The sequence below is a fragment of the Peribacillus sp. FSL M8-0224 genome (assembly GCF_038003055.1).
Taxonomy (GTDB): domain Bacteria; phylum Bacillota; class Bacilli; order Bacillales; family DSM-1321; genus Peribacillus; species Peribacillus frigoritolerans.
In genome coordinates this window covers 2,397,892-2,419,652 of sequence record NZ_JBBOOJ010000001.1, presented here as the reverse complement: position 1 = coordinate 2,419,652, position 21,761 = coordinate 2,397,892, and the positions used below count along the sequence as shown (strand labels likewise).

Sequence of the window (21,761 nt, the reverse complement as noted above, 5' to 3'; positions counted from 1 at the left end):
GTCAGAAATGTCGTGTCACTACTAAAAGCGCGTCTAGGGGGAGACCCCGCAGGCGAAGCCGAGGAGGCTCCCCGACCGCCCGCGGAAAGCGAGTGCCTGAAGTGGAAATCAACGTTCAATATGTACAAGCTAAAAAAACTGTAGACAAACTCGATTTTATTCGAAAGTTTGTCTACAGTCTGTGAAGTTCAAAACAGTGAACTTCTTTTTATTTATAACCCCCATGAGTTCAATAAAAGGTGAATGGCTTTTTCCAATTCGGATTCAGGAATCCCCGCAAAGCCCAATATAATTTTTGGAGGATGTTCGTCAATTTTCTCGATTGAATATGTTGATAATCCATAAATTTTAATATGGTCTTCGTTTGCCTTTTGAATAAGTGTCTGTTCATCCATGCCGTTCTTGACGATGAGGACGATATGCAAACCTGACCGCTCTCCAATGATTTTTATTTGTTGATATGGTTTAAATAGATCGATCACTTTATCCAACTTCCGACGGTACACTTTCCTCATGCGATTCAAATGCTTTTCGAAATCACCTTCCTTCATGAACTGTGTCAACACATGCTGATCAATCCGAGAAACAGTTGAATGGTAAAAAGACAATTCCTGTTGGTGCATTTGTAACAAAGGAGCGGGAAGAACCATATAACTGATCCGAATTGATGGCATCAATGATTTGGAAAATGACCCTAAATAAATCACCTTATCACCAGCATCCATACTTTGTAAGGAAGGAATTGTTTTTCCACTATAACGAAATTCACTATCATAATCGTCTTCGATAATATAGCGGTTTGCTGCTCCTTGAGCCCAGTTCAACAATCGCGTCCGTCTGTTAACGGATAGGATCGTCCCATTGGGGAAGTGATGTGAGGGAGTGACATACACAACGTCGATCTTTGAATCTTCAATTTGGTTCACCTTTACGCCTTCTTCATCAATTTGCAGTGGATGGACTTCATTTGGGTAGCTGCGTAAAATCCGATGAATCAAGTGATACCCAGGATCTTCAACACCATAGATGGCATTTTTATCAAATAGTAGGACAAGCTGCTGCAATAAAATTTCCATTCCTGCACCAATGATGATCTGTTCTGGAACACATTGTACACCACGTGCATGATACAAATAATGGGCAATTTCACATCGTAATTCATATTCCCCTTGAGAATCCCCAAGTAAAAGAAGATCTTGATGTGATTCATCGATTTTGCTTTTCATGTATTTTCTCCATTTTTCAAATGGGAAATGTTCCGTGTCAATTTGGCTGGGATGAAAATGATATAGCAATTCCCCTTCTTTATGATTGCTTTGTTCCAAGGATACTTGGTTAGTTTGTGTATACTCTAAATCCTCGAATGTTTGAATATAGTACCCTTTTCTTGGTATGACTTCAACGTATCCTTCAGCAGTCAATTGTTCATATGCAGTCTCGACAGTATTTTGACTTATTTGAAGGAACTCTGCCAATTTCCGTTTGGAAGGGAGTTTTGTGCCGTAAAGAAGACGGCCATCAATAATTTCTTTTTTAATATATGAATATAATTGTTCGTACAAAGGTACTTCACTTAACCGATTTAAATCACAAGAAAGCATATTCATTTTGTTGCCACCTTTTTGAAAAAAATTTACTGACCCCATTAAATTTATTAAAACTGACACTTTCAATGCGGTCAACTCTTTTTTATACTAAGCCTAACAAATCTAAAAAATGCAAATATTAGGGGGAAGAAAAAAATGGAAAAATTATTAGGAACTGACATAGTAAAAAGAGGAATGGCACAAATGCAAAAGGGTGGCGTAATCATGGACGTCATTAACGCAGAACAAGCAAAAATCGCAGAAGCATCCGGTGCGGTCGCTGTCATGGCTTTGGAAAGGGTTCCTTCCGACATCCGTGCGGCTGGCGGCGTAGCAAGAATGGCAGATCCGCGAATTGTCGAGGAAGTAATGAATGCAGTATCAATCCCGGTCATGGCTAAAGCAAGGATTGGCCATATCGTTGAATCAAGGGTCCTGGAATCCATGGGAGTGGATTATATCGATGAAAGTGAAGTGCTGACTCCTGCGGATGAAGAATACCATATTCTAAAAAGTGATTTCACAGTACCTTTCGTTTGTGGCTGCCGTGATTTAGGCGAAGCTGCGCGCCGTATTGGTGAAGGAGCATCCATGCTTCGTACAAAAGGAGAACCAGGAACAGGTAATATTGTGGAAGCTGTGCGTCATATGAGAAAGGTACAGTCACAAATTCGCAAAGTGAGCATCATGAGTGATGATGAATTAATGACAGAGGCAAAAAATCTTGGAGCCCCTTTTGAAATTTTAAGAGAAATCAAACGCACAGGTAAATTGCCTGTAGTTAACTTTGCAGCCGGCGGAATTGCCACTCCAGCAGATGCTGCATTGATGATGGAATTGGGAGCAGATGGCGTTTTCGTTGGGTCTGGTATTTTTAAATCTGAAACTCCAGAAAAATTCGCATCCGCAATCGTTCAAGCGACTACATATTTCACCGATTATGAATTGATTGGCAAGTTGTCAAAAGAATTGGGCAGTGCAATGAAAGGTATTGATATTTCTAAACTAGCTCCGGCAGAACGGATGCAGGAACGTGGATGGTAATATGATAACGATCGGTGTTTTGGGATTACAGGGAGCGGTTGAAGAACACTTGAACCAAATCAAAGCTGCCGGCGAACAAGCAATTATAGTAAAAAAACCGGAGCAGTTGCAGGAAATCGATGGCTTGATCATTCCAGGCGGAGAAAGCACGACGATGAGGAAGCTAATGGATCGTTATGGATTTATGGAACCGGTCAAAACTTTCTTCGAAGATAAAAAACCAATTTTCGGTACATGTGCTGGGATGGTATTGGCGGCAAATGAATTGACTGGCGATGAGAAGGCCTATCTTGGACTAATGGACATTTCCGTGAAAAGGAACGGATTTGGACGTCAAAAGGATAGTTTCGAGGCTGAACTTTCAATCAAAGGAATGGAAACCCCTTATAAGGCAGTTTTCATCCGGGCGCCATTTGCTGATGGAATTGGAGAAGGTGTAGAAGTATTGGCTGTTTATGAAGAGAATGTAGTGGCTGCGAGACAAGACCATGTCCTCGTTAGTGCGTTTCATCCAGAATTAACAGGTGATGATCGTTTTATGCAGCTTTTCATTGAAATGGTGAAGACATCCGTAAGTAAGGCCGAATTGAAAACCTGCTAACCAAATGAAGCTGTCCTATTAATAGGACAGCTTTACTTTTGAAAGCTCAAAACTCTATAAAAATACATATTGCTTGAATTTACTATTCTTTACTTTTATAATAATAAGTAAGTGATCACTTACTTATTTGGAAGGGAAATGTATATGACAGCAAGAGTTGCAGTTATTACAGGGGGAGCAAGCGGTATAGGCCGAGCCACATGCCTGAAATTCGCAGCAAAAGGGGACAAGGTCGTTGTTGCGGATTTTAATGAAGAAATGGGCCGGGAAACCGTTGATCAGATAACAGCTAATGGTGGAGTGGCCATTTATGTTAAAACGGATGTTTCTAAGCAGGAAGATGTTGAATCGTTAATCAATAAAGCAGTGGAAACATACGGAAGGCTCGATATCATGTTTAATAATGCCGGCATTGGTGCGGGGTGTATGATCCTAGACCAAGATATGGAAGGTTACTACAAAACGATTGGAGTGAACCAGCACGGAGTGGCCTTTGGAATCATGGCAGCAGGACGGAAAATGAAGGAACTGGGTAACAAGGGAGTCATTATAAATACCGTTCTGTGTTTGGCTACTTAGCTTCCCATGGGACTTTTGCCTATCAGGCGACTAAAGGCGCTGTAAGAATGATGACACAGACAGCAGCTTTGGAATTGGGTGCTTATGGCATTCGCGTTGTGGGCATTGCGCCGGGCGGGGTTGACACTCCTATCATACAAGGTTATCAAGACATGGGAATCATTGATAAATTGAATGCAAGTCAAATGCGCGGTGAATTGATTAAGCCAGAAGCCATTGCAAATGCCGTCTATCTATTATCGTTAGAGGAAGCGGATGCGATCAATGGAAGTGTAGTCATGGTCGATGACGGCTATGCATCTTTTAAGTGATTTTCATAAATAGAAAACATCGTCCCAACCAGACGATGTTTTCTATTTATGATATATGGAAATATTGAATTCTAATAGATCAAAGGTAATATTGACCGATTGGTACCAGCGATATATCATGGGAAATAGATGGGTGAAACCGGTCTTATCTTTATAAAAGAAGGTTGATATTTTTGAAAAAAGGGCAGCAAACCAAAGAACGAATCATAAATGTAGCCCGGACTCTTTTTGCCACTAAAGGTTTTGACATGACAAGAACGAATGAAATTGCCTCTGCATGCAATGTTTCCGAAGCTACTATTTACAAATACTTTGACAGCAAAAAAGATTTGCTTTTGGCTACAATTACCCCTAATGAAAAAGAGGAATTTGAAGATGGGACTAGCCATCTATCCACGGATGATCTAGTGGAGAATCATGTTACTACCATGATAAAAAAAATTCTTGAAAATAAAGAACAGTTTTCGATATTATTTAGGGAAACACAATTCGATCAAGATATTTCAAAGCAATATGTAGATCAGATTTTCAAGCCAAATGCCAGGCATATTGAAATACAGAAGAGAATAGATAGCGGAGAGATACAATATATCTCTGATATTATTTTATTTAATGTAGGGATCATTTCTTTCACATTGGCTTTATCTACACATTATGAGATCCATCAACAAAAAAAGGAGCCATATTTTACTTCTGAACGAATTAAGAGCATTGCTCAACTTTTGGTATATGGTATTCATGGGAAACAAAATCATACATAATGAAACGGTCATATTTAAGGGCATGAGCATCAAGCCGTAAATATGACCGTTTCTTTTTTCATTCAGAGTAGATGTCCAGAGTGTAAGATTTGACTTATATTTTTCAGACAATTACGATAAATGTATACTTCACGAAATGCTTTAAGAAAATTATATCTGGAAATCTTGTAACATTGGAGGGTATCAAATGAGCGATATCGTAATTTTATCAGGAAGTCCGGCTATTCCATCAAGAACGGACATTTCACTAAAACATATTCAATCATTAGTCGAAAATGCAGGATTTACTACAGCTTATTTCTCGATTACGGATTTCTCAGCAGATGATTTATTCCAAGGGAAATATAATAGCGAGGATATCTCAAAGCTTTCAGAGAGAATTCAAGCGGCCAGAGGAGTCATTATAGGTTCACCGGTTTATAAGGCTTCTTATACAGGTGTATTGAAAGCATTGATTGATTTGCTGCCAGAAGGTGCTTTTAAGGGGAAGCCGGTGCTGCCAATCATGATTGGTGGAAGTAACAGGCATCTATTGGCGATTGACTATGCGCTTAAACCATTAATTTCAATATTAAAAGGCGAGCCGCTGCAGGGGATTTATTTTGTTGATAAGGAAATAGATAAACAGAATCCAGAAAACCCGATCAATGATTTGCATTTAATTGATCGCGTCCAGAGTCAGGTTCAAGAATTTGTAGAAGCGATACAGTTAAGAAATTAATGACTTCAATAAATTAATTCCTTCTATAAAAAGACTGGAACCCTAGAAATTTTTTTTAGAATAACACGCGTCAATAATAGGCCTAATAATGAAAATAGACTCATTTTTTTGGAGACTTTATCTAAAAAGACGAGTCTATTTTCGCATTTATATGAACATAAAATCATAAATTGAATAGTGTGTATAAAAATAACAGTTCATCCATAATATTAAACCAAGTTATTTTATAAGAAAACTCCATTGACAAGGATTAAATATATGTTAATATTTAAAATAATAAAACTTATCCAGAGCGACGGAGGGAATTGGCCCTTTGAAGTCCAGCAACCTGCATGATGGATGCAAGGTGCTACCTCCAACAAAATGTTGATCATTTTGGAAGATAAGGTAAAGATATTTACCTTGCGATCTTTCCATCATGGAAAGATTTTTGTTTTTTGTGAAAATTTTAGGCAGACCATAACAATGTAAGTTTGTATGGAATTATATAAATCTAAGAAATTTAAAATAAAATATTCGCGGATTTTCTTAAAGGAGGAACTGGTTTGGATAAAGAGAATCAGCTTGAAGAAATTTTTGAACGACTTCAAGAAATGCTTAATTCAATGAAATATGGATCCATTACACTTATTGTCCAGGATGGTAAAATCATTCAAATGGAGAGAAATGAAAAACTAAGAATTAAATAAGGTATCTGCTGACTAGAAAAACTAGAGGCGGGTTTAACTGATATAAAGAGAGTATTGGTTAGATTCGTCTCTTTTTCCTAGATTCAAATAACCCGGGGAATATTACAACGGGAATTGATCAACAGTTACTCTAACCTGATACAGCAAGTTTTTAGAGGGGGCTACAAAGTTGGCTGCATTAATAAACTATGAAAATTTCAATACAGGGGACTTCCCTGTATTTCCTGCAGACAGTGAGACAAAAGGTGCTTTGGAAGTTCTGCAATGGGCGAATGACCATTATGGAGACAAACTGATTTATGCTTGCAGTTTTGGTATTGAAGGCATCGTGCTTACGGATTTATTGGCGAAGGTCAATCCTTCGGCTAAAATAGTTTTCCTTGATACAGATGTTCATTTTGAGGAAACTTACCAATTGATCGAGGAAGTGAAGAAGCGATATCCGAAGCTTTTGATCGAAATGAAGAAACCTGACTTGACGCTTGAGGAACAAGCGGCGGAATATGGCGATGAATTATGGCTTAGTGATTCCAATAAGTGCTGTAACATCCGTAAAATCGTTCCGCTTACAGATGTGCTTTCATCGGCAACAGCCTGGCTTTCGGGACTGCGGAGGGAGCAATCCGAAACAAGGGCTAAGACCGAGTATATCAATAAGGATAATAAGTTCAAATCAGTTAAAATATGCCCACTCATACATTGGACATGGAAAGATGTTTGGCGCTATGCCCACAAAAATGGACTTCCATATAATGTCCTGCATGATAATGGATATCCGAGCATTGGATGTAAAACGTGTACTGCACCTGCCTTCAATGCAGATGATTTACGCTCAGGCCGTTGGCAAGGAGCTCAAAAAACGGAATGCGGATTGCATTTATCTTAAATAAATAGAAATTATAGGCTTAAATAAATAGAAGCCATAGGGGGAAATTAGCATGACAATCAGTTTACCGCACGGAGGAACATTAATCGATCTTTGGGAACCAAAATATGATTTTAGTAAAATAACGAAGTCAATCGAAATCGATGAAATTGCTTTAAGCGATCTTGAATTGATAGGCACTGGTGCCTACAGCCCGATTAAAGGATTCTTTACAAAAAGTGACTATGAGACAGTGGTGAAGGATATGAGGCTTAGCAGCGGACATGTATGGAGCATCCCGATTACGCTGCCTTTGACCGAAGAAGCTGCAGAAAGCCTTACTATAGGTGAAGAAGTAACATTAACCCATGAAGGTGAAACTTACGGGGTTCTCTCCGTTTCCGATATTTACACTCCAGATAAGCAATTGGAAGCGACATTGGTATATCAAACAGATGATGAGAAGCATCCTGGAGTGAAAAATTTATATAACCGCGGGGATGTATATGTCGGCGGGGAAATAAAGTTGATCAAGAGAATAGAGCGTCCGCTATTTCAAGCTCATTATTTGGACCCAGTCGAGACAAGGAAGGCTTTCGCTGAAAAAGGATGGGAAACGGTTGTCGGTTTCCAAACGAGGAACCCTGTTCACCGTGCACATGAATATATCCAAAAGACAGCATTGGAAATCGTCGACGGTTTATTCTTAAATCCTCTAGTCGGTGCCACTAAATCAGATGACATTCCGGCAGATGTAAGAATGGAAAGCTATAAAGTGCTGCTTGATAAATATTATCCTAAGGATCGCGTCTCCCTTGCAGTTTTCCCTGCTGCCATGCGTTATGCAGGACCTAGAGAAGCCATTTTCCACGCGATGGTCCGTAAAAATTATGGTTGTACCCATTTTATCGTCGGACGTGATCATGCGGGTGTGGGCGATTATTATGGCACATACGATGCTCAAAAAATCTTTGGGAATTTCAATGCAGATGAGTTAGGGATCACGCTATTATTCTTTGAACATAGTTTTTACTGTAAAGCATGTGGCAATATGGCTTCCGCTAAAACTTGTCCGCATGGCAAGGAAGACCATGTCATCCTGTCTGGAACGAAGGTAAGGGAAATGTTGCGTAATGGGGAAATTCCTCCAGCTACCTTTAGCCGTAAGGAAGTCATCGAGGTGTTGATCGAAGGTCTAAAAAAAAATGAAGTTTATAACTGATTGGACATAAATGGAAGGGTCACATGAAGAGGGGGATTATCAAATGAGTAAAAGTACGAATGTCACATGGCATGAGACGTCATTGACCAAGGAGCACCGACGGAAGCAGAACGGGCATGAAAGCACGGTTCTATGGTTTACAGGACTATCGGGTTCCGGAAAATCAACGATTGCAAACGCGGTCGCTAAAGAGTTATACAATCGGAATATTCGAAGTTATGTTTTGGATGGTGATAATATCCGTCATGGCTTAAATAAAGATTTAGGTTTTTCTGAAGAAGATAGAACCGAGAATATTAGGCGGATTGGTGAGGTTTCCAAGTTATTCGTGGATAGTGGGCAGTTCGTATTGACCGCTTTCATATCACCTTTCAGGGCAGATCGGCAGATTGTACGTGATTTACTCGAAGAAGGGGAGTTTATTGAAGTATACATAAAGTGTCCGATCGAAGAGTGCGAAGTGCGTGATCCAAAAGGGCTTTATGACAAGGCCCGTAAAGGCATCATTAAAGATTTTACCGGAATCGACTCTCCATACGAAGAACCTGAACAACCGGAAATCATTTTAGAATCCGACCAATACAGCATTGAAGAGTGCGTTGAGCAGGTAATCGGCTATTTAACAGCAAAGAAAGCGATTTAATCAAGGAGGAAATGTAATGGTTTACGAGAAATTTTGGTCGGAAAATCCACTAATCGCTAAAAATAAAACGGAAATCTGGAAATTGGAAAAAGACGGCTTGAAGATATTTGATGATATTCCACATTACGCAGCAAATGGGTTTGATTCCATCCCTAAAGAGAAATGGGATATGTTCAAGTGGGCTGGTTTATACCTGCAACGGCCAAAAGAAGCTGGTTATTGGATGATGCGAGTCGTTATTCCCGGAGGTATCCTGACTTATGATCAACAAATAACTCTAGCTAACATCGCTAAAGATTACGGGAGGGACGTATATGACATTACAACCCGTCAAGCCATTCAATTCCATTGGCTGACCATCGAACAGGTCCCGGATATATTGAACCGTTTAGAAAAGGTTGGAATGACTACGGCTGGAGCTTGTGGTGATATAACCCGTAATATCATCGGTAATGCATTGGCAGGCATCGATCCTGATGAACTTTTTGATACACGCGAGGTACTTTATGATGTATTTGAGTATTTCCGCCTTAACGAAGACTATTCGAACCTTCCGAGGAAATATAAAATGTCCATAAGTGCCAATATCCATAATGCTTCAAATGCTGAAATCAACTGTGTTTCATTCAATCCAGCTACTAAAGTAATGGATGGAGTAACGGAAGTCGGTTTTCACGTAAAAGTAGGGGGTGGGCTTTCCTCCGTTCCGATGCTGGCAGAAGAACTTGACTTATTCATTTTACCTGAAAAAACTGTGGAAGTGGCTGCCGCCATCACGACGATATTCCGTGACTTTGGGTACCGTGAAAAGCGTCATCGCTCACGTTTGAAATTCCTTGTCGCTGACTGGGGTCCTGAACAATTCAAGGAAAAATTGCTGGAATACACCGGTCCGCTTCCTGAAAAGGGAGAAAGTGCGGTGAAGGGATGGAATGCAGGGTATTTCTACGGCATCCATAAACAAAAGCAAGATGGTCTGAACTATGTTGGCGTCAATATACCAGTTGGTCGTCTGAACCCAGACGAAGTGATCGAGTTTGCCGAACTTGCAAAAAAATATGGAAATGGTGAAATCCGCAACTGTAATTCTCAAAATCTAATCATTCCTAATGTGCCGGATGCAAAACTTGAGGAATTAAAGCAGGAATCCATCTTCGAAAGATTTCCATACCAACCAAAAAAATTCATTGGGTATTCCGTTTCGTGTACAGGCATCGAGTATTGCAACCTGGCTCTGGTTGAAACGAAAAACCGAATGAGGACCATTTCTGAATCACTGGACAAGGAAATAGACCTCGATGTGCCTGTAAGGATGCATATGGTCGGCTGTCCGAATAATTGCGGTCAAAGAGCCATCGCCGAAATAGGGCTGCAAGGCATAAAAATGAAAAACCAGGATAAAAAGATGGTCGAGGCTTTTGAGATATACGTTGGAGGAACGCTGAATGAGGGCGGGAAGTTCAATGAAAAGCTTAAAGGAAAAGTGGAAGCTGAAAAGCTACATCATGTTCTGAAAGAAATGATCCTATTTTTCAAAGAAACAAAACTACTATCCGAAACCTTTCTCGATTTTGTGGAAAGGGTAGGGGTAGACGAATTACAAAGTAAACTTGATGATATATTAGCGGAAGTGGCCGTTTAATAGGGGAAGGTAAGCATTCCATGAATCTGTATCGTTTTGAAGTCACTATCAAGGAAAAACCAATTCATGTCATCATTGTTGCCGATTCAGATGAAAAGGCATTTGAACTTGTTGATATCGAGCTGGAAAAGCATTATTTGAAAATGCCTGAAGTGGATGACATCTCATTATATGAAAAAAGGAAAATTAAAAATGGAGCAGGTTTCGTTTTATCGGAATTCGAAACAATTCTCTAAGGGAAGGCAGGATGCAAAAATGGGGAAAGTATATCTAGTAGGAGCCGGTCCCGGAGATCCAGATTTAATTACATTAAAAGGATTAAAATGCATCCAAGAAGCTGATGTCATTTTATATGATCGACTTGTCAATAAAGAACTTTTGAATCATGCAAAAGACGGTGTCGAGCTGATTAATTGCGGTAAACTGCCGGATTATCATTTGTTGCAGCAGGATACCATCAATCGGTTCCTCGTTAAATATGCAAAAAAGGGAAAAATAGTCACTCGTTTGAAAGGCGGCGATCCATTCGTCTTTGGGAGAGGCGGTGAGGAAGCGGAAGCCCTTGCCAAAAGTGGCGTAAGCTTTGAAATCGTACCAGGAATTACGGCTGGAATCGCCGCTACAGCCTATGCGGGAATTCCAGTTACACATAGGGACCATGCTTCATCATTTGCAATTGTTACCGGTCATCGAAAAAAAGATGAAGAGGATAATATCAAGTGGGAATCCCTTGCAAAAGGAATCGATACATTAGCCATTTATATGGGTGTTAAAAACCTGCCATATATTCAAGGAAAACTTTTGGAACATGGAAAAAGCCCAGAGACTCCGGTAGCCCTTATTCATTGGGGTACATTAACAACGCAAAAAACAGCTGTCAGTACGTTGGCTAAAGTAGTGGAAACCGCCAATAACGAACAAATTTCGAATCCTTGCATGATAGTCGTGGGAGATGTCGTTAATTTACGGGAAAAAATCAAATGGTTTGAAGGAAAACAAACCGAAAATTTGTTGGCGAATGAGGCCTTTTAATGGAAGCCATTTTATATATTTGCCATGGCAGCCGTGTTAAAGAAGCTTCAGCCCAAGCCATTGATTTTATTAAAGTTTGTATGCAAGCACAGCCATATTCCATTCAAGAGTATTGCTTCTTGGAATTGGAAACTCCTACGATTGAAGAGGCCTACGAACGATGCATTCAAAAAGGTGCGACGAGAATATTGGCCATTCCAGTTCTATTGCTGACAGCTGTACATGCAAAACATGATATTCCAGTCATATTGAATAAAATGAAAGAACGGTACCCTGCCGTTGACTTGAGATACGGAAGGCCGATTGGTGTCAGCGAGAAAATGGTTGACATTTTAGTGGAACGGTTGGAGGAAACAAATGTAAGTGTTACGGAGGGTTCCTTGGTATTATTGGTTGGAAGGGGCAGCAGTGATCCCGACGTGAAAAGGGATTTGTCTCGATTGGCCGATTTGCTAAGGAACAGGTTTCCAAAAATACGGGTGCAAGAGTGTTATTTGACAGCTGCCAAACCAAGCTTTGGAGAAGCGTTGGAATTTGCGGTGGAATCTCGATCAAACCAAGTATTTATCATTCCATACCTATTGTTTACAGGTCTCTTAATGCAGTCGATTGAAAATAGTATAAAAAAGATCCAAAAAAAGGGAAAGCAAAGAATCATACTTTGCCGATATTTAGGTTATCACCCAAAGATTGAACAAGCAATTTCGGAACGAATTCATGAAGTGAGTGGGGAGGCAGCCTATGTATCCAATTACGCTTAATATCGAGAACAGAAAGTGTGTCATCATCGGCGGTGGTAAAATAGCTTACTTTAAAGCGGGCCCCTTATTGGAAGCTGGTGCTGAAGTTACCGTCGTAAGCCCCGAAATATGCACAGGTTTTCAAGTGTTGGAGAAAGAAGGTAAGATCCGGGTCTTACTTAAAGAAGTGGAAGAAACTGACTATAAAGATGCATTTTTAATCATTGTTGCTACCAATTCTACTGAAGTAAATGAACGAGTTTACGAGAACGCATCCGAAAGTCAGTTGGTTAATGTAATCAGCAATCATGAGTTGGGCAATTTTCATATACCGGCCACATTGAATAGAGGCATGCTTTCCATAAGTGTTTCCACCAATGGAGCAAGTCCAACGCTCGCAAAAAAAATACGGAATGACCTAGGTAAAGTATATGATGAATCATATGAAGAATATCTTGAATTCCTTTTTGAAGCAAGAATGATTATAAAGAATGGGTCATTCTCAAAAGAAGAAAAATCTAAATTATTGAAAGATTCAATAGAGGATATTTATAAATATTCCTTAAAAGAAAGATATCGTTTTTTAGCTAGGCTTTTACCAGTAGAAGCTGAAGAAAATATATCATTGGGCTGATCAGAAAAACTGAAGGCACCTAACCAACATGTCATTTCATTTTGGTTAGGTGCCTCTTTGTGTCTTAAAGGAAATCTAAATGATTTATACAGGCAAACGGTACCATCGGGTCGATGATATAGGTTCTATTTTAGTGAAAAAAGGGGAATGTCATGAAAAAGTTAATCGTTTTGGCCTTTATCGGGTTTTTAGCCCAATTAATTGATGGTTCGCTTGGAATGGGGTATGGAGTGAGTTCCACTTCCTTATTGTTGACATTCGGGATTGCCCCTGCAGTAGCATCAGCATCCGTTCATTTATCGGAAGTAGTGACAACAGCAGTATCCGGAGCTTCACATATAAAGTTTGGGAACGTGGATAAAAATATGGTCTATCGCTTGATCATTCCAGGTTCTATTGGTGCATTTGTAGGTGCATGTTTTCTGAGTAACCTGCCAGCCGAATTAGCAAAACCGTATATTGCCATATTTTTATTTGGTCTTGGTGTATACGTTTTATTCCGCTTTTTATTTATTTTTAAACTGTCAAAGGAAAATGAAACCGTAAGGCCATTGACCGCAAAACAATCCATTCCGTTAGGCCTTTTTGCAGGCTTTTGTGATGCAACAGGCGGAGGCGGTTGGGGACCGATTGCAACACCTGTTTTATTGTCAAAAAAAGGCATGACGGCGAGAAAAGCTGTAGGAACTGTAGATACGAGTGAATTTGCCATTGCTTTCTTTGGAAGTCTTGGCTTTATCATTTCTCTTGGATGGGAAGCTGTCAATTGGCTTTGGGTCGTAGCGTTGATAATTGGTGGAGTGGTTGCCGCACCAATTGCAGCCTGGCTCGTCAGGATGCTTCCTGCTCAATTAATGGGTGTTTTAGTGGGCGGTTTCATTATCTTAATCAATGTAAGAACATTATTAGCTACATGGATTCCGATTGAAGCCCATATATACATCTATACTGGCATCGTCATAATATGGTTTTCTGGAATTCTTCTTACCATCAATAAGATGGCCAATGCGAGAAAACATGATCATATCGAACACCGCCAGAATGTTTCCTGATTCCCGAGTTTGAAAGAAGCGAATGTACACAAGAAGCATATTCCGATGCGTAAATAAACTCGTAGGTATGTATGTACCTACGAGTAAAGTCTTTTGCCAAATGGAATTCCGACTATAAAGTTGGTGCGGTTTTAATAAAGGATCTTGATCTCATTTAATAGATTCATTACCCTTTTTTGCTTTCCTAAAAATCAAGAGACTTATCACTCCAATATCTATGTATAAGAATTCATAGTACCCCTTACTAAAGTAAGCCATCGGAGAGATTTAAATGATTTTAGAGCAGAAGCAGAACCAATAATTTCTAGCTCCTTCTGTTCAAATGAGTGATTTACAGTCTATCGAATTTAAATCCCTGCCTGTTTGTATATCAGCATTTGATTGATGGAGGATAATTCAGCGTCCCGAAAGACCCGTTATTTCCACCAGAAATAACGGGTCTTTCGCTTGTCTTGGCTTCCCCCAATAACCCTCCCCGTGCCTACAATTGGTCTTCAGTACACTACCAGTAAATGAATGGGCATATTGAATGCACTCAGCCACATTCTTAATGTCCTTCAGCTGTCTGTCATTTCCGACGATGAGTACATGAAAATCGCGGATATCCTTTAATTTAAATCCCTGCAAGCTTTGAAAAGCATGCAGATTTTTGCTTTATGCCGGGACATCGGAAAAATCGGTTTATCAATTTATTCCTTGGAAAAAAATCTTTACCTGCCGCTGTGGTATCCTTTTCATATCTAATTTCTGGTAGTGTGTCCGGTGAAGGTGAACGTAATGTTTTAGGAGCAATAGGTGGAGCCATCATCTTTCATCCATTTAAACCATTATTTTAGTTTTTAAAGGTAGTTAAATATTTTTCAGTTTTGTACAATGATTAAATAGCAAATTTGAAAAGGAGTTTTAAAATGGAAGGCATCTCTGATCATTTAAAGGAAAATTTGGATATTTTGTTCGTAGGTTTCAATCCGAGCATTCGTTCAGGTGAGACTGGTCATCATTATGCGAATCCAAACAATCGCTTTTGGAAAATCCTCTTCGAGTCCGGGCTGACACCAAGGAAATATGAACCAACTGAAGACTCGTCGTTACTGGATTTAGGATATGGTTTTACCAATATCGTTTCCAGGCCTACAAAAGGAGCGGACGATATCACTAAAGAAGAGTACATAAAAGGAAGGAAACAATTAAAAAGGAAAATAAAAAAGTATAAACCTAAACTTGTCTGTTTTGTAGGCAAGGGTGTCTATCAGGAATATCGTCAATTACGAAAAATCTCTTGGGGGCTGCAAGAAGAACCTACATCCAATGAGACCATGGAATTCGTTGCCCCTTCTTCCAGCGGTTTAGTTAGAATGCCGATAAATGAGATCATCGAAATATATAGTGAGTTGCCCATTCTGCTTGGCCAGCTGAAAAGCAATTGAAGAAACTTATTAAAACTACGGTGAAATTATATGAGTCAGGATAATGGAATGGAAAAGCGGTGGCTTTTCCGAGGCAAGGATTAAAAGATTGTTTACCTATTTTATGGGATACCTAAGTATCGGTTTTGCTAATAGGGTCGTAGATACTTTCATACCTAGAATCGTTCCTTTGGCGCTGCTAGCATGGCTAAAGCATGAGCAAGCGGCCTTAATGGCGGCGCTGTTTGCACATATAACAGGTCTTTTCACTTTAGGATAATGGGTTGAATTTGGCCGCAGCTTTACCAGCTTTTCTGGTTGCCGTTTTTACGAGAAGACTATTGGGTAAGGTTATGATTGGCTTGCTTTCCTTGATGAAATTAAGAAATTTCTTTTAATAATTACTAAACATTTTAATGATAGGCCGATATAACCAGTAATGGATTGCCATTACTGGGTTTTTATTTCACAAGAACATATTTCATAAACCGCAACTTTTTGAGTTCGGTCATTACTGTTAGGCAAATGCCGCTTTTTAATGAACATTGGAAGCTTGATTATCAAAAAGGCCAGTGATTACATAAACTAGGGTGAATGTACTTCTGAAAGGTCGTTTTGGTTAGCAGAAATGAAAGCGCTTCTAATTGAAAATGAAACAACCAACGTTTAGAAAACGGGAGTCTGTCTACAATGGGAATAAGCAAATAACTATGGAGGTGCTCAATTGATGAATGTTAATGGTGCCCTAGAGGTTCTTGATCGCATGCGGCTTCCTAATGGTGCATATACTGCAAGTGTTTCCGATGATTATAATTATGTCTGGATAAGGGATGTCGTTTATACAGTAATACCTTTTATAAATGATCCGTCCAATCGTTACGAAAAAGCATATCATGCTTTATTCGACTTATTTCAAACCTATGAGTGGAAGATAGATATTCATACGGTGCAGAAACCCCAGTTTCTATTTGAACATATCCATGCAAGGTATTCCACTGAGCTTAAAGAACTGCCCGATGAGTGGGGGCATGCCCAAAATGATGCGGTAGGTGCCTTTTTATGGGGTGTCGGTGAAGGATATAGGCATGGTAAAAAGGTGATAAGAAACCAACGTGATTTAGAAATTGTCCAAAAGCTGGTCAATTACTTGGAATGCCTGCAATATTGGCAGTCGGAAGATAACGGGATGTGGGAAGAAAATATAGAAATCCACGCTTCAAGCATAGGTGCATGTGTTGCTGGATTGAATTCGGTCAAAATGCTGGTAAACGTCAAGGAAGAACTGATTAAAAAGGGAGAAGAAACACTTCGTTTCCTGCTTCCAAGGGAAAGTTATTCAAAAGAGACGGATTTAGCCCTTTTATCGTTGATTTATCCGTATCGGCTGGTAGACCGTGAAATAGCACTTGAAATATTGAAGAATGTCACAGAGAGACTAGAAAGAACAAATGGTTGCATTAGATATGAGAAGGACCTTTATTATAATGACGGTCAAGAAGCGGAATGGTGTTTCGGGCTTCCATGGTTGGGCTTATGCTACCTTGAACTTGGCATGATGAACAAAGTTAATGAATATATAGATAAAACAAAAATGATCATTCCGGAAAATTGGGAAGTTCCTGAGTTATATATTGGAGGCAGTAATATACCAAACGGGAATACTCCTTTGGCATGGTCAGTCTCATTATCCTATTTATTCTTGACGAAGACTTCAATGATTCGAACTGAACAAATAACATGAAGCATTCATACTGGATACCTTAAAACTCTTCCCAAAAAAAGGGAAGAGTTTTTCTTGGTATAATAATATTTTTACAATAAATGTCTTTTTTCTTTAAAAAAGTGTTTAAATTTACAAAAAAACGGGCATTTATTACAATAACTTCACCTCCATTTGAAGGATTAATATCATTTTCACCGAATATATATAATAACTGGGGAAGGATGGGTAAAATACTATCGAGTTAATACTGATGGAGGGGTTTTATTGAGTACAATTATTGACCAGCTACAAGAGATTTATCCAAGCGATTTCGATTTGTATTTGTTTCATGAAGGCACCCTTTATGAAAGCTATAAAATGCTTGGGGCACACATTGTGACAACATTAGGTAATGAAGGAGTACGCTTCACCGTTTGGGCCCCCCATGCCAAGCAAGTTTCAGTAGTCGGTAATTTTAATAATTGGGACGGAAAAGATCATGCGATGAAACGGATCGAGCGTTCAGGTATCTGGGTGTTGTTCGTACCAGGATTACAAGAAGGGGATATCTATAAATATGAAATACATACACCCGGAAATAAACGTATCCTAAAAGCCGATCCATATGCCTTTTATTCGGAAGTCAGACCAAATACTGCTTCGGTCATTAAAAGGCTGGATAATTTTGAATGGCAAGATTCGAAGTGGATAGCCGATAGGAAAAAGGAAAATATTTATCATAAACCCATGTCCATTTATGAAGTGCACCCCGGAACATGGAAACAGAAAGAAGATGGTGCATTTTATTCGTACCGTGAATTGGCTGATAGATTAGTTGAATATGTGATTGATAATAGTTTTACACATATTGAAATCATGGCCATAATGGAACACCCTTTTGATAAATCGTGGGGATACCAGGTCACGGGTTATTATTCCGTAAACAGTCGGTACGGTTCACCGGAAGATTTTAAATATTTAATTAACCTTTGCCACCAAAAGGGCATAGGTGTAATCCTTGACTGGGTTCCCGCCCATTTTTGTAAAGACGCGCATGGACTTTCCCGTTTTGATGGTACACCTCTCTATGAACCAATTGATTATACGAGAGCAGATCGCCCGTTATGGGGGACATACAACTTTGATTTTACTAAACCTGAAGTAATCAGTTTCCTTATATCAAATGTAATGTTTTGGATGGATGTATACCATATTGATGGGGTCCGTGTCGATGCTGTATCGTCAATGGTTTACTTGAATCATGATAATCCATTGCCGGTCAAGCTGAAAAACCAGTTTGGCGGTGAGGAAAACCTGGAAGCCATACAATTTTTACAAAAACTTAACGAAGTGGTTTTCAAGAAATATCCCAATGCATTAATGATGGCTGAAGAAGCGACAGACCGGCCACTTATAACTTCTCCTACCGATATAGGCGGCTTGGGCTTTAATTACAAATGGAATATGGGATGGACTAACGATATCCTTCGTTATATGAAACTTGAAACAAATGAAAGGCCATATCATCATAATCTCTTAACCTTTTCATTTTTCTATGCTTTTTCAGAAAATTTCGTCTTGCCCTTTTCACATGATGAAGTGGTTCATGGCAAGAAGTCATTATTGAATAAGATGCCAGGTGACTATTGGCAGAAGTTTGCAAATTTACGGTTACTCTTTGGGTATTTCATGACGCATCCTGGAAAGAAGCTACTTTTTATGGGAGGTGAATTTGGCCAATTCATAGAATGGAAAGATGAGGAACAATTGGATTGGCTGCTTTTGGAATATGAATCCCACGAAAAGATGGCATATTACTTCCGTACCCTTCAGGACTTTTATAGCCAAACTTCCTCCCTTTGGAGACTGGATCATGTCCAGGAAGGTTTTGAATGGATCGATCCGAGCAATAGTGAACAAAGCATCATCACCTTTATGAGAAAAGGTAAACGCAAAGGCGATTATTGCATTGTTGTCTGTAATTTTTCTGCACAGACTCATGCTCACTATCAAATAGGTGTACCATCCCAAGGCAAATATATAGAGGTTTTCAGCAGTGATTCAGCAGCTTTCGGAGGATCGGGTCAGATCAATGAAGAACCCATTAATGTCAAAAAGATACCATACCATAATCAACCATACAGCATGGAAATAACTGTACCTCCATTAGGCATTTCTATTTTTATGAAGCAAACAAAAAAAAGACGGGGGAGAGTGACCGAATAATGGGAGCGAAAAAATGGATAGCAATGTTATTGGCAGGAGGCCAGGGTTCAAGGTTAGGTGAATTGACGATTGGTTTGGCAAAACCAGCTGTTCCCTTTGGCGGTAAATATAGAATCATCGATTTTCCATTAAGTAACTGCACTCATTCTGGTATAGATACGGTTGGGGTATTGACCCAATACCAGCCATTGATTCTAAATGATTATGTTGGTAATGGCAAAGTTTGGGACCTTGATTTGGATGTTGGCGGAGTTTCCGTACTTCCCCCTTATCAAGGGAAAGAAGGCGGTGAATGGTATAAAGGGACGGCAAATGCTGTTTATCAAAATATCCAATACATTGATAACTATGATCCGGAACATGTACTGATTCTCTCTGGTGACCATATTTATAAGATGGACTACAGTAAGATGCTGGATTATCACATCGAAAAAAATGCAGAGGCAACAATAGCTGTAATTCAAGTGCCGTGGCAGGAAGCAAGTCGTTTCGGAATCATGAATACCAATGGGGATGATAAAGTCACACAATTTGACGAAAAACCAAAGTATCCAAAAAGTAACCTCGCTTCCATGGGAGTTTACCTTTTCAATTGGAAAACCCTAAGACGTTATTTAATCAATGATGAAAAAGACGAAAATTCTTCCAATGATTTTGGCAGCAACATCATTCCAAAAATGCTTGAAGATCGAAAAAAGCTATATGCCTACCGTTTTAATGATTATTGGAAAGATGTTGGAACGGTCGAAAGCCTTTGGCAGGCACATATGGACTTATTGGAGGATACGCCAAATTTCCAGTTGGATGATCAGCAATGGAAAATTTTTGCCCGCAATGCAAATCATCCGCCGCAATATATATCACCGGATGCCGAGGTCAGTCAGTCGCTTATCAATGAAGGGTGCATGATACATGGGAACATTGAACATTCGGTTTTATCCTATAATGTACAGGTGGGCTATGGGTCAACCATAAAAGATTCAGTCATCATGCCTAATGTCACGATTGGGGAAAACGTTCATATAGAAAGAAGCATCATAGCCAGTAATTGTGTTATAGAAGATGGTGCCGTAGTTGGCGATTCAGCGGTGACATCCGATATTACCTTAATTGGTGAAAATCAGACCATTATCAATCCAAACAAAAAAAAGATTACTCTTAACTAGAAAAAGGGGAAGATGCTATGGAAAATGTGTTGGGTATTATTAACTTAATCAATGAAAGACAACATTTAAAAGATCTGACTGCTCACCGTAATGTAGCATCTGTGCCATTTGGTGGACGCTACCGTTTGATTGACTTTACAATGTCGAATCTCATTAATGCAGATGTATCAAAAGTAGCCGTTTTTCCAAAAGAAAAGTATCTTTCAGTTATGGATCATCTTGGCTCAGGTAAAGAATGGAACTTGGATCGGCGTTCAGGAGGCTTATACATCTTGCCCCATATCCATCCGGATGAAACGGTAACAGGCGATATGAAGCAATTTTATGATCATCTCAGCTTTTTCGAACGTGCAGAGGCAGATACTGTCATCATTTCCCCAGGAAGCCATGTATGCAAATTGGATTTTAATGAAGTGCTTGATTATCACAAAAAACATAAAGCGGATATCACGGTGGTATATAAGGATTATGTAGGGGAATTGATTGAAAAACCAATTTATCACACCTGCTCGGTAGATTCGGATGAAGACATAACTGATATTAGCTTTTATACCATCCCTAGACCTGGTGACCATGTTTGTCTGGAAACCTTTATCATAAGTAAAACGCTATTGGTGAACTTGATCAAAAGCTGTGTTGCCAGTGGGGAATATGACTTTTTGAAAGACGCTGTGAAAGCAAATCTTCATCGTTTTACCGTCAAAGGTTATAACTTTACTGGTGATATGCCATTCATCCATTCTATTGAAAGCTTTCATGCCAGTAATATGAATTTCCTGAACCCTTCGGTAATCCGTTCTTTCTTCGGGGATACTTGGGATGTTTATACGAAAATCAAACATGAGGCACCGACCAAATATTCAAGTTCTTCGAAGGTTACCAATTCATTGATAGCCAACGGTTGTGATATTGAAGGGATTGTCGAAAACAGTATACTCTTCCGTGGTGTAAAGGTGAAAAAGGGTGCTATAGTAAGAAATAGCATCATCATGCAAAAAGGCGTGATTGAAGAAGGAGCCATCGTTGAAAATATCATAACTGATAAAGAAGTGAGAGTTACTAGTGAAAAATCAGTTATTGGTTTAAAACAGCCTACAGTAATAAAAAAAGCGGAAGTAATTTAATAGAGGAGGTGCGGC

At 39.4% G+C, this 21,761-nt stretch carries 21 protein-coding genes, 1 pseudogene and 1 riboswitch; of the genes and pseudogenes, 21 read left to right on the top strand and 1 reads right to left on the bottom strand.

Features of this window, described 5'->3' with window-relative positions; genetic code table 11:
* Nucleotides 1–212: 212 nt before the first annotated feature.
* Entirely contained in the window at nt 213–1,607 is a 1,395-nt protein-coding gene (pdxR, locus tag MKX49_RS11625) for a MocR-like pyridoxine biosynthesis transcription factor PdxR (protein WP_048680786.1), read from the bottom strand.
* Nucleotides 1,608–1,742: 135 nt separating this feature from the next.
* On the opposite strand from pdxR, the gene pdxS reads away from it, so the two are divergent.
* The 21 genes and pseudogenes from pdxS (at nt 1,743) to glgD (ending at nt 21,746) form a co-directional block, all read left to right on the top strand.
* Nucleotides 1,743–2,630, top strand: a complete 888-nt coding sequence (gene pdxS, locus MKX49_RS11620; protein WP_187049442.1) for a pyridoxal 5'-phosphate synthase lyase subunit PdxS — start codon at nt 1,743–1,745, stop codon at nt 2,628–2,630.
* Between the two features lie 4 nt (nt 2,631–2,634).
* Nucleotides 2,635–3,231 (top strand): pyridoxal 5'-phosphate synthase glutaminase subunit PdxT, encoded by a 597-nt coding sequence (gene pdxT / locus MKX49_RS11615; protein WP_048680918.1) that lies wholly within the window; start codon nt 2,635–2,637, stop codon nt 3,229–3,231.
* Between the two features lie 144 nt (nt 3,232–3,375).
* Nucleotides 3,376–4,121: pseudogene (locus tag MKX49_RS11610) on the top strand (SDR family NAD(P)-dependent oxidoreductase).
* Nucleotides 4,122–4,294: 173 nt separating this feature from the next.
* Nucleotides 4,295–4,882 carry a TetR/AcrR family transcriptional regulator gene (locus MKX49_RS11605; protein ID WP_328144453.1) on the top strand — a complete coding sequence of 196 codons (588 nt, stop codon included), beginning with the start codon at nt 4,295–4,297 and terminating at the stop codon, nt 4,880–4,882.
* A 187-nt stretch (nt 4,883–5,069) separates the two neighbouring features.
* Nucleotides 5,070–5,603, top strand: a complete 534-nt coding sequence (gene ssuE, locus MKX49_RS11600) for an NADPH-dependent FMN reductase (protein WP_048680796.1) — start codon at nt 5,070–5,072, stop codon at nt 5,601–5,603.
* Nucleotides 5,604–5,883: 280 nt separating this feature from the next.
* Nucleotides 5,884–5,992: riboswitch (SAM riboswitch) on the top strand.
* A 156-nt stretch (nt 5,993–6,148) separates the two neighbouring features.
* Nucleotides 6,149–6,292 carry a YezD family protein gene (locus MKX49_RS11595; RefSeq protein ID WP_072273036.1) on the top strand — a complete coding sequence of 48 codons (144 nt, stop codon included), beginning with the start codon at nt 6,149–6,151 and terminating at the stop codon, nt 6,290–6,292.
* Nucleotides 6,293–6,461: 169 nt separating this feature from the next.
* A complete protein-coding gene (locus MKX49_RS11590; RefSeq protein WP_048680799.1) occupies nt 6,462–7,178 on the top strand; it encodes a phosphoadenylyl-sulfate reductase in 717 nt (238 codons plus the stop codon).
* A 52-nt stretch (nt 7,179–7,230) separates the two neighbouring features.
* Complete coding sequence (gene sat / locus MKX49_RS11585) at nt 7,231–8,379, top strand: sulfate adenylyltransferase (protein WP_323597039.1); 1,149 nt, start codon at nt 7,231–7,233, stop codon at nt 8,377–8,379.
* 43 nt (nt 8,380–8,422) lie between these two features.
* Nucleotides 8,423–9,022 (top strand): adenylyl-sulfate kinase, encoded by a 600-nt coding sequence (gene cysC, locus MKX49_RS11580; RefSeq protein WP_048680807.1) that lies wholly within the window; start codon nt 8,423–8,425, stop codon nt 9,020–9,022.
* A 16-nt stretch (nt 9,023–9,038) separates the two neighbouring features.
* Nucleotides 9,039–10,664 (top strand): nitrite/sulfite reductase, encoded by a 1,626-nt coding sequence (locus MKX49_RS11575; RefSeq protein WP_323597036.1) that lies wholly within the window; start codon nt 9,039–9,041, stop codon nt 10,662–10,664.
* A gap of 20 nt (nt 10,665–10,684) precedes the next feature.
* A complete protein-coding gene (locus MKX49_RS11570) occupies nt 10,685–10,900 on the top strand; it encodes a DUF3906 family protein (protein ID WP_034306935.1) in 216 nt (71 codons plus the stop codon).
* A gap of 19 nt (nt 10,901–10,919) precedes the next feature.
* Nucleotides 10,920–11,696 carry a uroporphyrinogen-III C-methyltransferase gene (gene cobA, locus MKX49_RS11565; protein WP_057277558.1) on the top strand — a complete coding sequence of 259 codons (777 nt, stop codon included), beginning with the start codon at nt 10,920–10,922 and terminating at the stop codon, nt 11,694–11,696.
* Nucleotides 11,696–12,457: a sirohydrochlorin chelatase gene (locus MKX49_RS11560; protein ID WP_340876542.1), complete on the top strand. Its 762-nt coding sequence runs from the start codon at nt 11,696–11,698 to the stop codon at nt 12,455–12,457. Before cobA ends, MKX49_RS11560 begins: the two co-directional genes overlap by 1 nt.
* Complete coding sequence (locus MKX49_RS11555; RefSeq protein ID WP_063593646.1) at nt 12,438–13,070, top strand: NAD(P)-binding protein; 633 nt, start codon at nt 12,438–12,440, stop codon at nt 13,068–13,070. The genes MKX49_RS11560 and MKX49_RS11555 overlap by 20 nt, the downstream gene beginning before the upstream one ends.
* Nucleotides 13,071–13,222: 152 nt before the next feature.
* Nucleotides 13,223–14,122, top strand: coding sequence for a sulfite exporter TauE/SafE family protein (locus MKX49_RS11550; RefSeq protein WP_340876541.1), 900 nt, complete (start codon nt 13,223–13,225; stop codon nt 14,120–14,122).
* 908 nt (nt 14,123–15,030) lie between these two features.
* Nucleotides 15,031–15,549 (top strand): mismatch-specific DNA-glycosylase, encoded by a 519-nt coding sequence (locus MKX49_RS11545; RefSeq protein ID WP_063593643.1) that lies wholly within the window; start codon nt 15,031–15,033, stop codon nt 15,547–15,549.
* Nucleotides 15,550–15,592: 43 nt separating this feature from the next.
* On the top strand, nt 15,593–15,808 hold the full coding sequence (locus tag MKX49_RS11540; protein WP_323597024.1) for a hypothetical protein: 216 nt from the start codon (nt 15,593–15,595) through the stop codon (nt 15,806–15,808).
* Nucleotides 15,809–16,255: 447 nt separating this feature from the next.
* A complete protein-coding gene (locus tag MKX49_RS11535) occupies nt 16,256–17,269 on the top strand; it encodes a glycoside hydrolase family 15 protein (protein WP_034306927.1) in 1,014 nt (337 codons plus the stop codon).
* A 246-nt stretch (nt 17,270–17,515) separates the two neighbouring features.
* Nucleotides 17,516–19,456 carry a 1,4-alpha-glucan branching protein GlgB gene (glgB, locus tag MKX49_RS11530; RefSeq protein WP_323597022.1) on the top strand — a complete coding sequence of 647 codons (1,941 nt, stop codon included), beginning with the start codon at nt 17,516–17,518 and terminating at the stop codon, nt 19,454–19,456.
* Nucleotides 19,456–20,622 carry a glucose-1-phosphate adenylyltransferase gene (locus MKX49_RS11525; protein WP_323597021.1) on the top strand — a complete coding sequence of 389 codons (1,167 nt, stop codon included), beginning with the start codon at nt 19,456–19,458 and terminating at the stop codon, nt 20,620–20,622. Before glgB ends, MKX49_RS11525 begins: the two co-directional genes overlap by 1 nt.
* Nucleotides 20,623–20,639: 17 nt before the next feature.
* Nucleotides 20,640–21,746: a glucose-1-phosphate adenylyltransferase subunit GlgD gene (gene glgD, locus MKX49_RS11520; protein ID WP_340876540.1), complete on the top strand. Its 1,107-nt coding sequence runs from the start codon at nt 20,640–20,642 to the stop codon at nt 21,744–21,746.
* Nucleotides 21,747–21,761: the final 15 nt, after the last annotated feature.

Excerpts from the sequence above, each read along its gene's own strand:
- pdxR (WP_048680786.1), bottom strand. The coding sequence starts at position 1,607 with ATGAATATGCTTTCTTGTGATTTAAATCGGTTAAGTGAAGTACCTTTG.
- pdxS (WP_187049442.1), top strand. The coding sequence starts at position 1,743 with ATGGAAAAATTATTAGGAACTGACATAGTAAAAAGAGGAATGGCACAA.
- ssuE (WP_048680796.1), top strand. The coding sequence starts at position 5,070 with ATGAGCGATATCGTAATTTTATCAGGAAGTCCGGCTATTCCATCAAGA.
- sat (WP_323597039.1), top strand. The coding sequence starts at position 7,231 with ATGACAATCAGTTTACCGCACGGAGGAACATTAATCGATCTTTGGGAA.
- cysC (WP_048680807.1), top strand. The coding sequence starts at position 8,423 with ATGAGTAAAAGTACGAATGTCACATGGCATGAGACGTCATTGACCAAG.
- MKX49_RS11575 (WP_323597036.1), top strand. The coding sequence starts at position 9,039 with ATGGTTTACGAGAAATTTTGGTCGGAAAATCCACTAATCGCTAAAAAT.
- MKX49_RS11570 (WP_034306935.1), top strand. The coding sequence starts at position 10,685 with ATGAATCTGTATCGTTTTGAAGTCACTATCAAGGAAAAACCAATTCAT.
- cobA (WP_057277558.1), top strand. The coding sequence starts at position 10,920 with ATGGGGAAAGTATATCTAGTAGGAGCCGGTCCCGGAGATCCAGATTTA.
- MKX49_RS11560 (WP_340876542.1), top strand. The coding sequence starts at position 11,696 with ATGGAAGCCATTTTATATATTTGCCATGGCAGCCGTGTTAAAGAAGCT.
- MKX49_RS11555 (WP_063593646.1), top strand. The coding sequence starts at position 12,438 with ATGTATCCAATTACGCTTAATATCGAGAACAGAAAGTGTGTCATCATC.
- MKX49_RS11550 (WP_340876541.1), top strand. The coding sequence starts at position 13,223 with ATGAAAAAGTTAATCGTTTTGGCCTTTATCGGGTTTTTAGCCCAATTA.
- MKX49_RS11545 (WP_063593643.1), top strand. The coding sequence starts at position 15,031 with ATGGAAGGCATCTCTGATCATTTAAAGGAAAATTTGGATATTTTGTTC.
- MKX49_RS11540 (WP_323597024.1), top strand. The coding sequence starts at position 15,593 with ATGGAATGGAAAAGCGGTGGCTTTTCCGAGGCAAGGATTAAAAGATTG.
- MKX49_RS11535 (WP_034306927.1), top strand. The coding sequence starts at position 16,256 with ATGAATGTTAATGGTGCCCTAGAGGTTCTTGATCGCATGCGGCTTCCT.
- MKX49_RS11525 (WP_323597021.1), top strand. The coding sequence starts at position 19,456 with ATGGGAGCGAAAAAATGGATAGCAATGTTATTGGCAGGAGGCCAGGGT.
- glgD (WP_340876540.1), top strand. The coding sequence starts at position 20,640 with ATGGAAAATGTGTTGGGTATTATTAACTTAATCAATGAAAGACAACAT.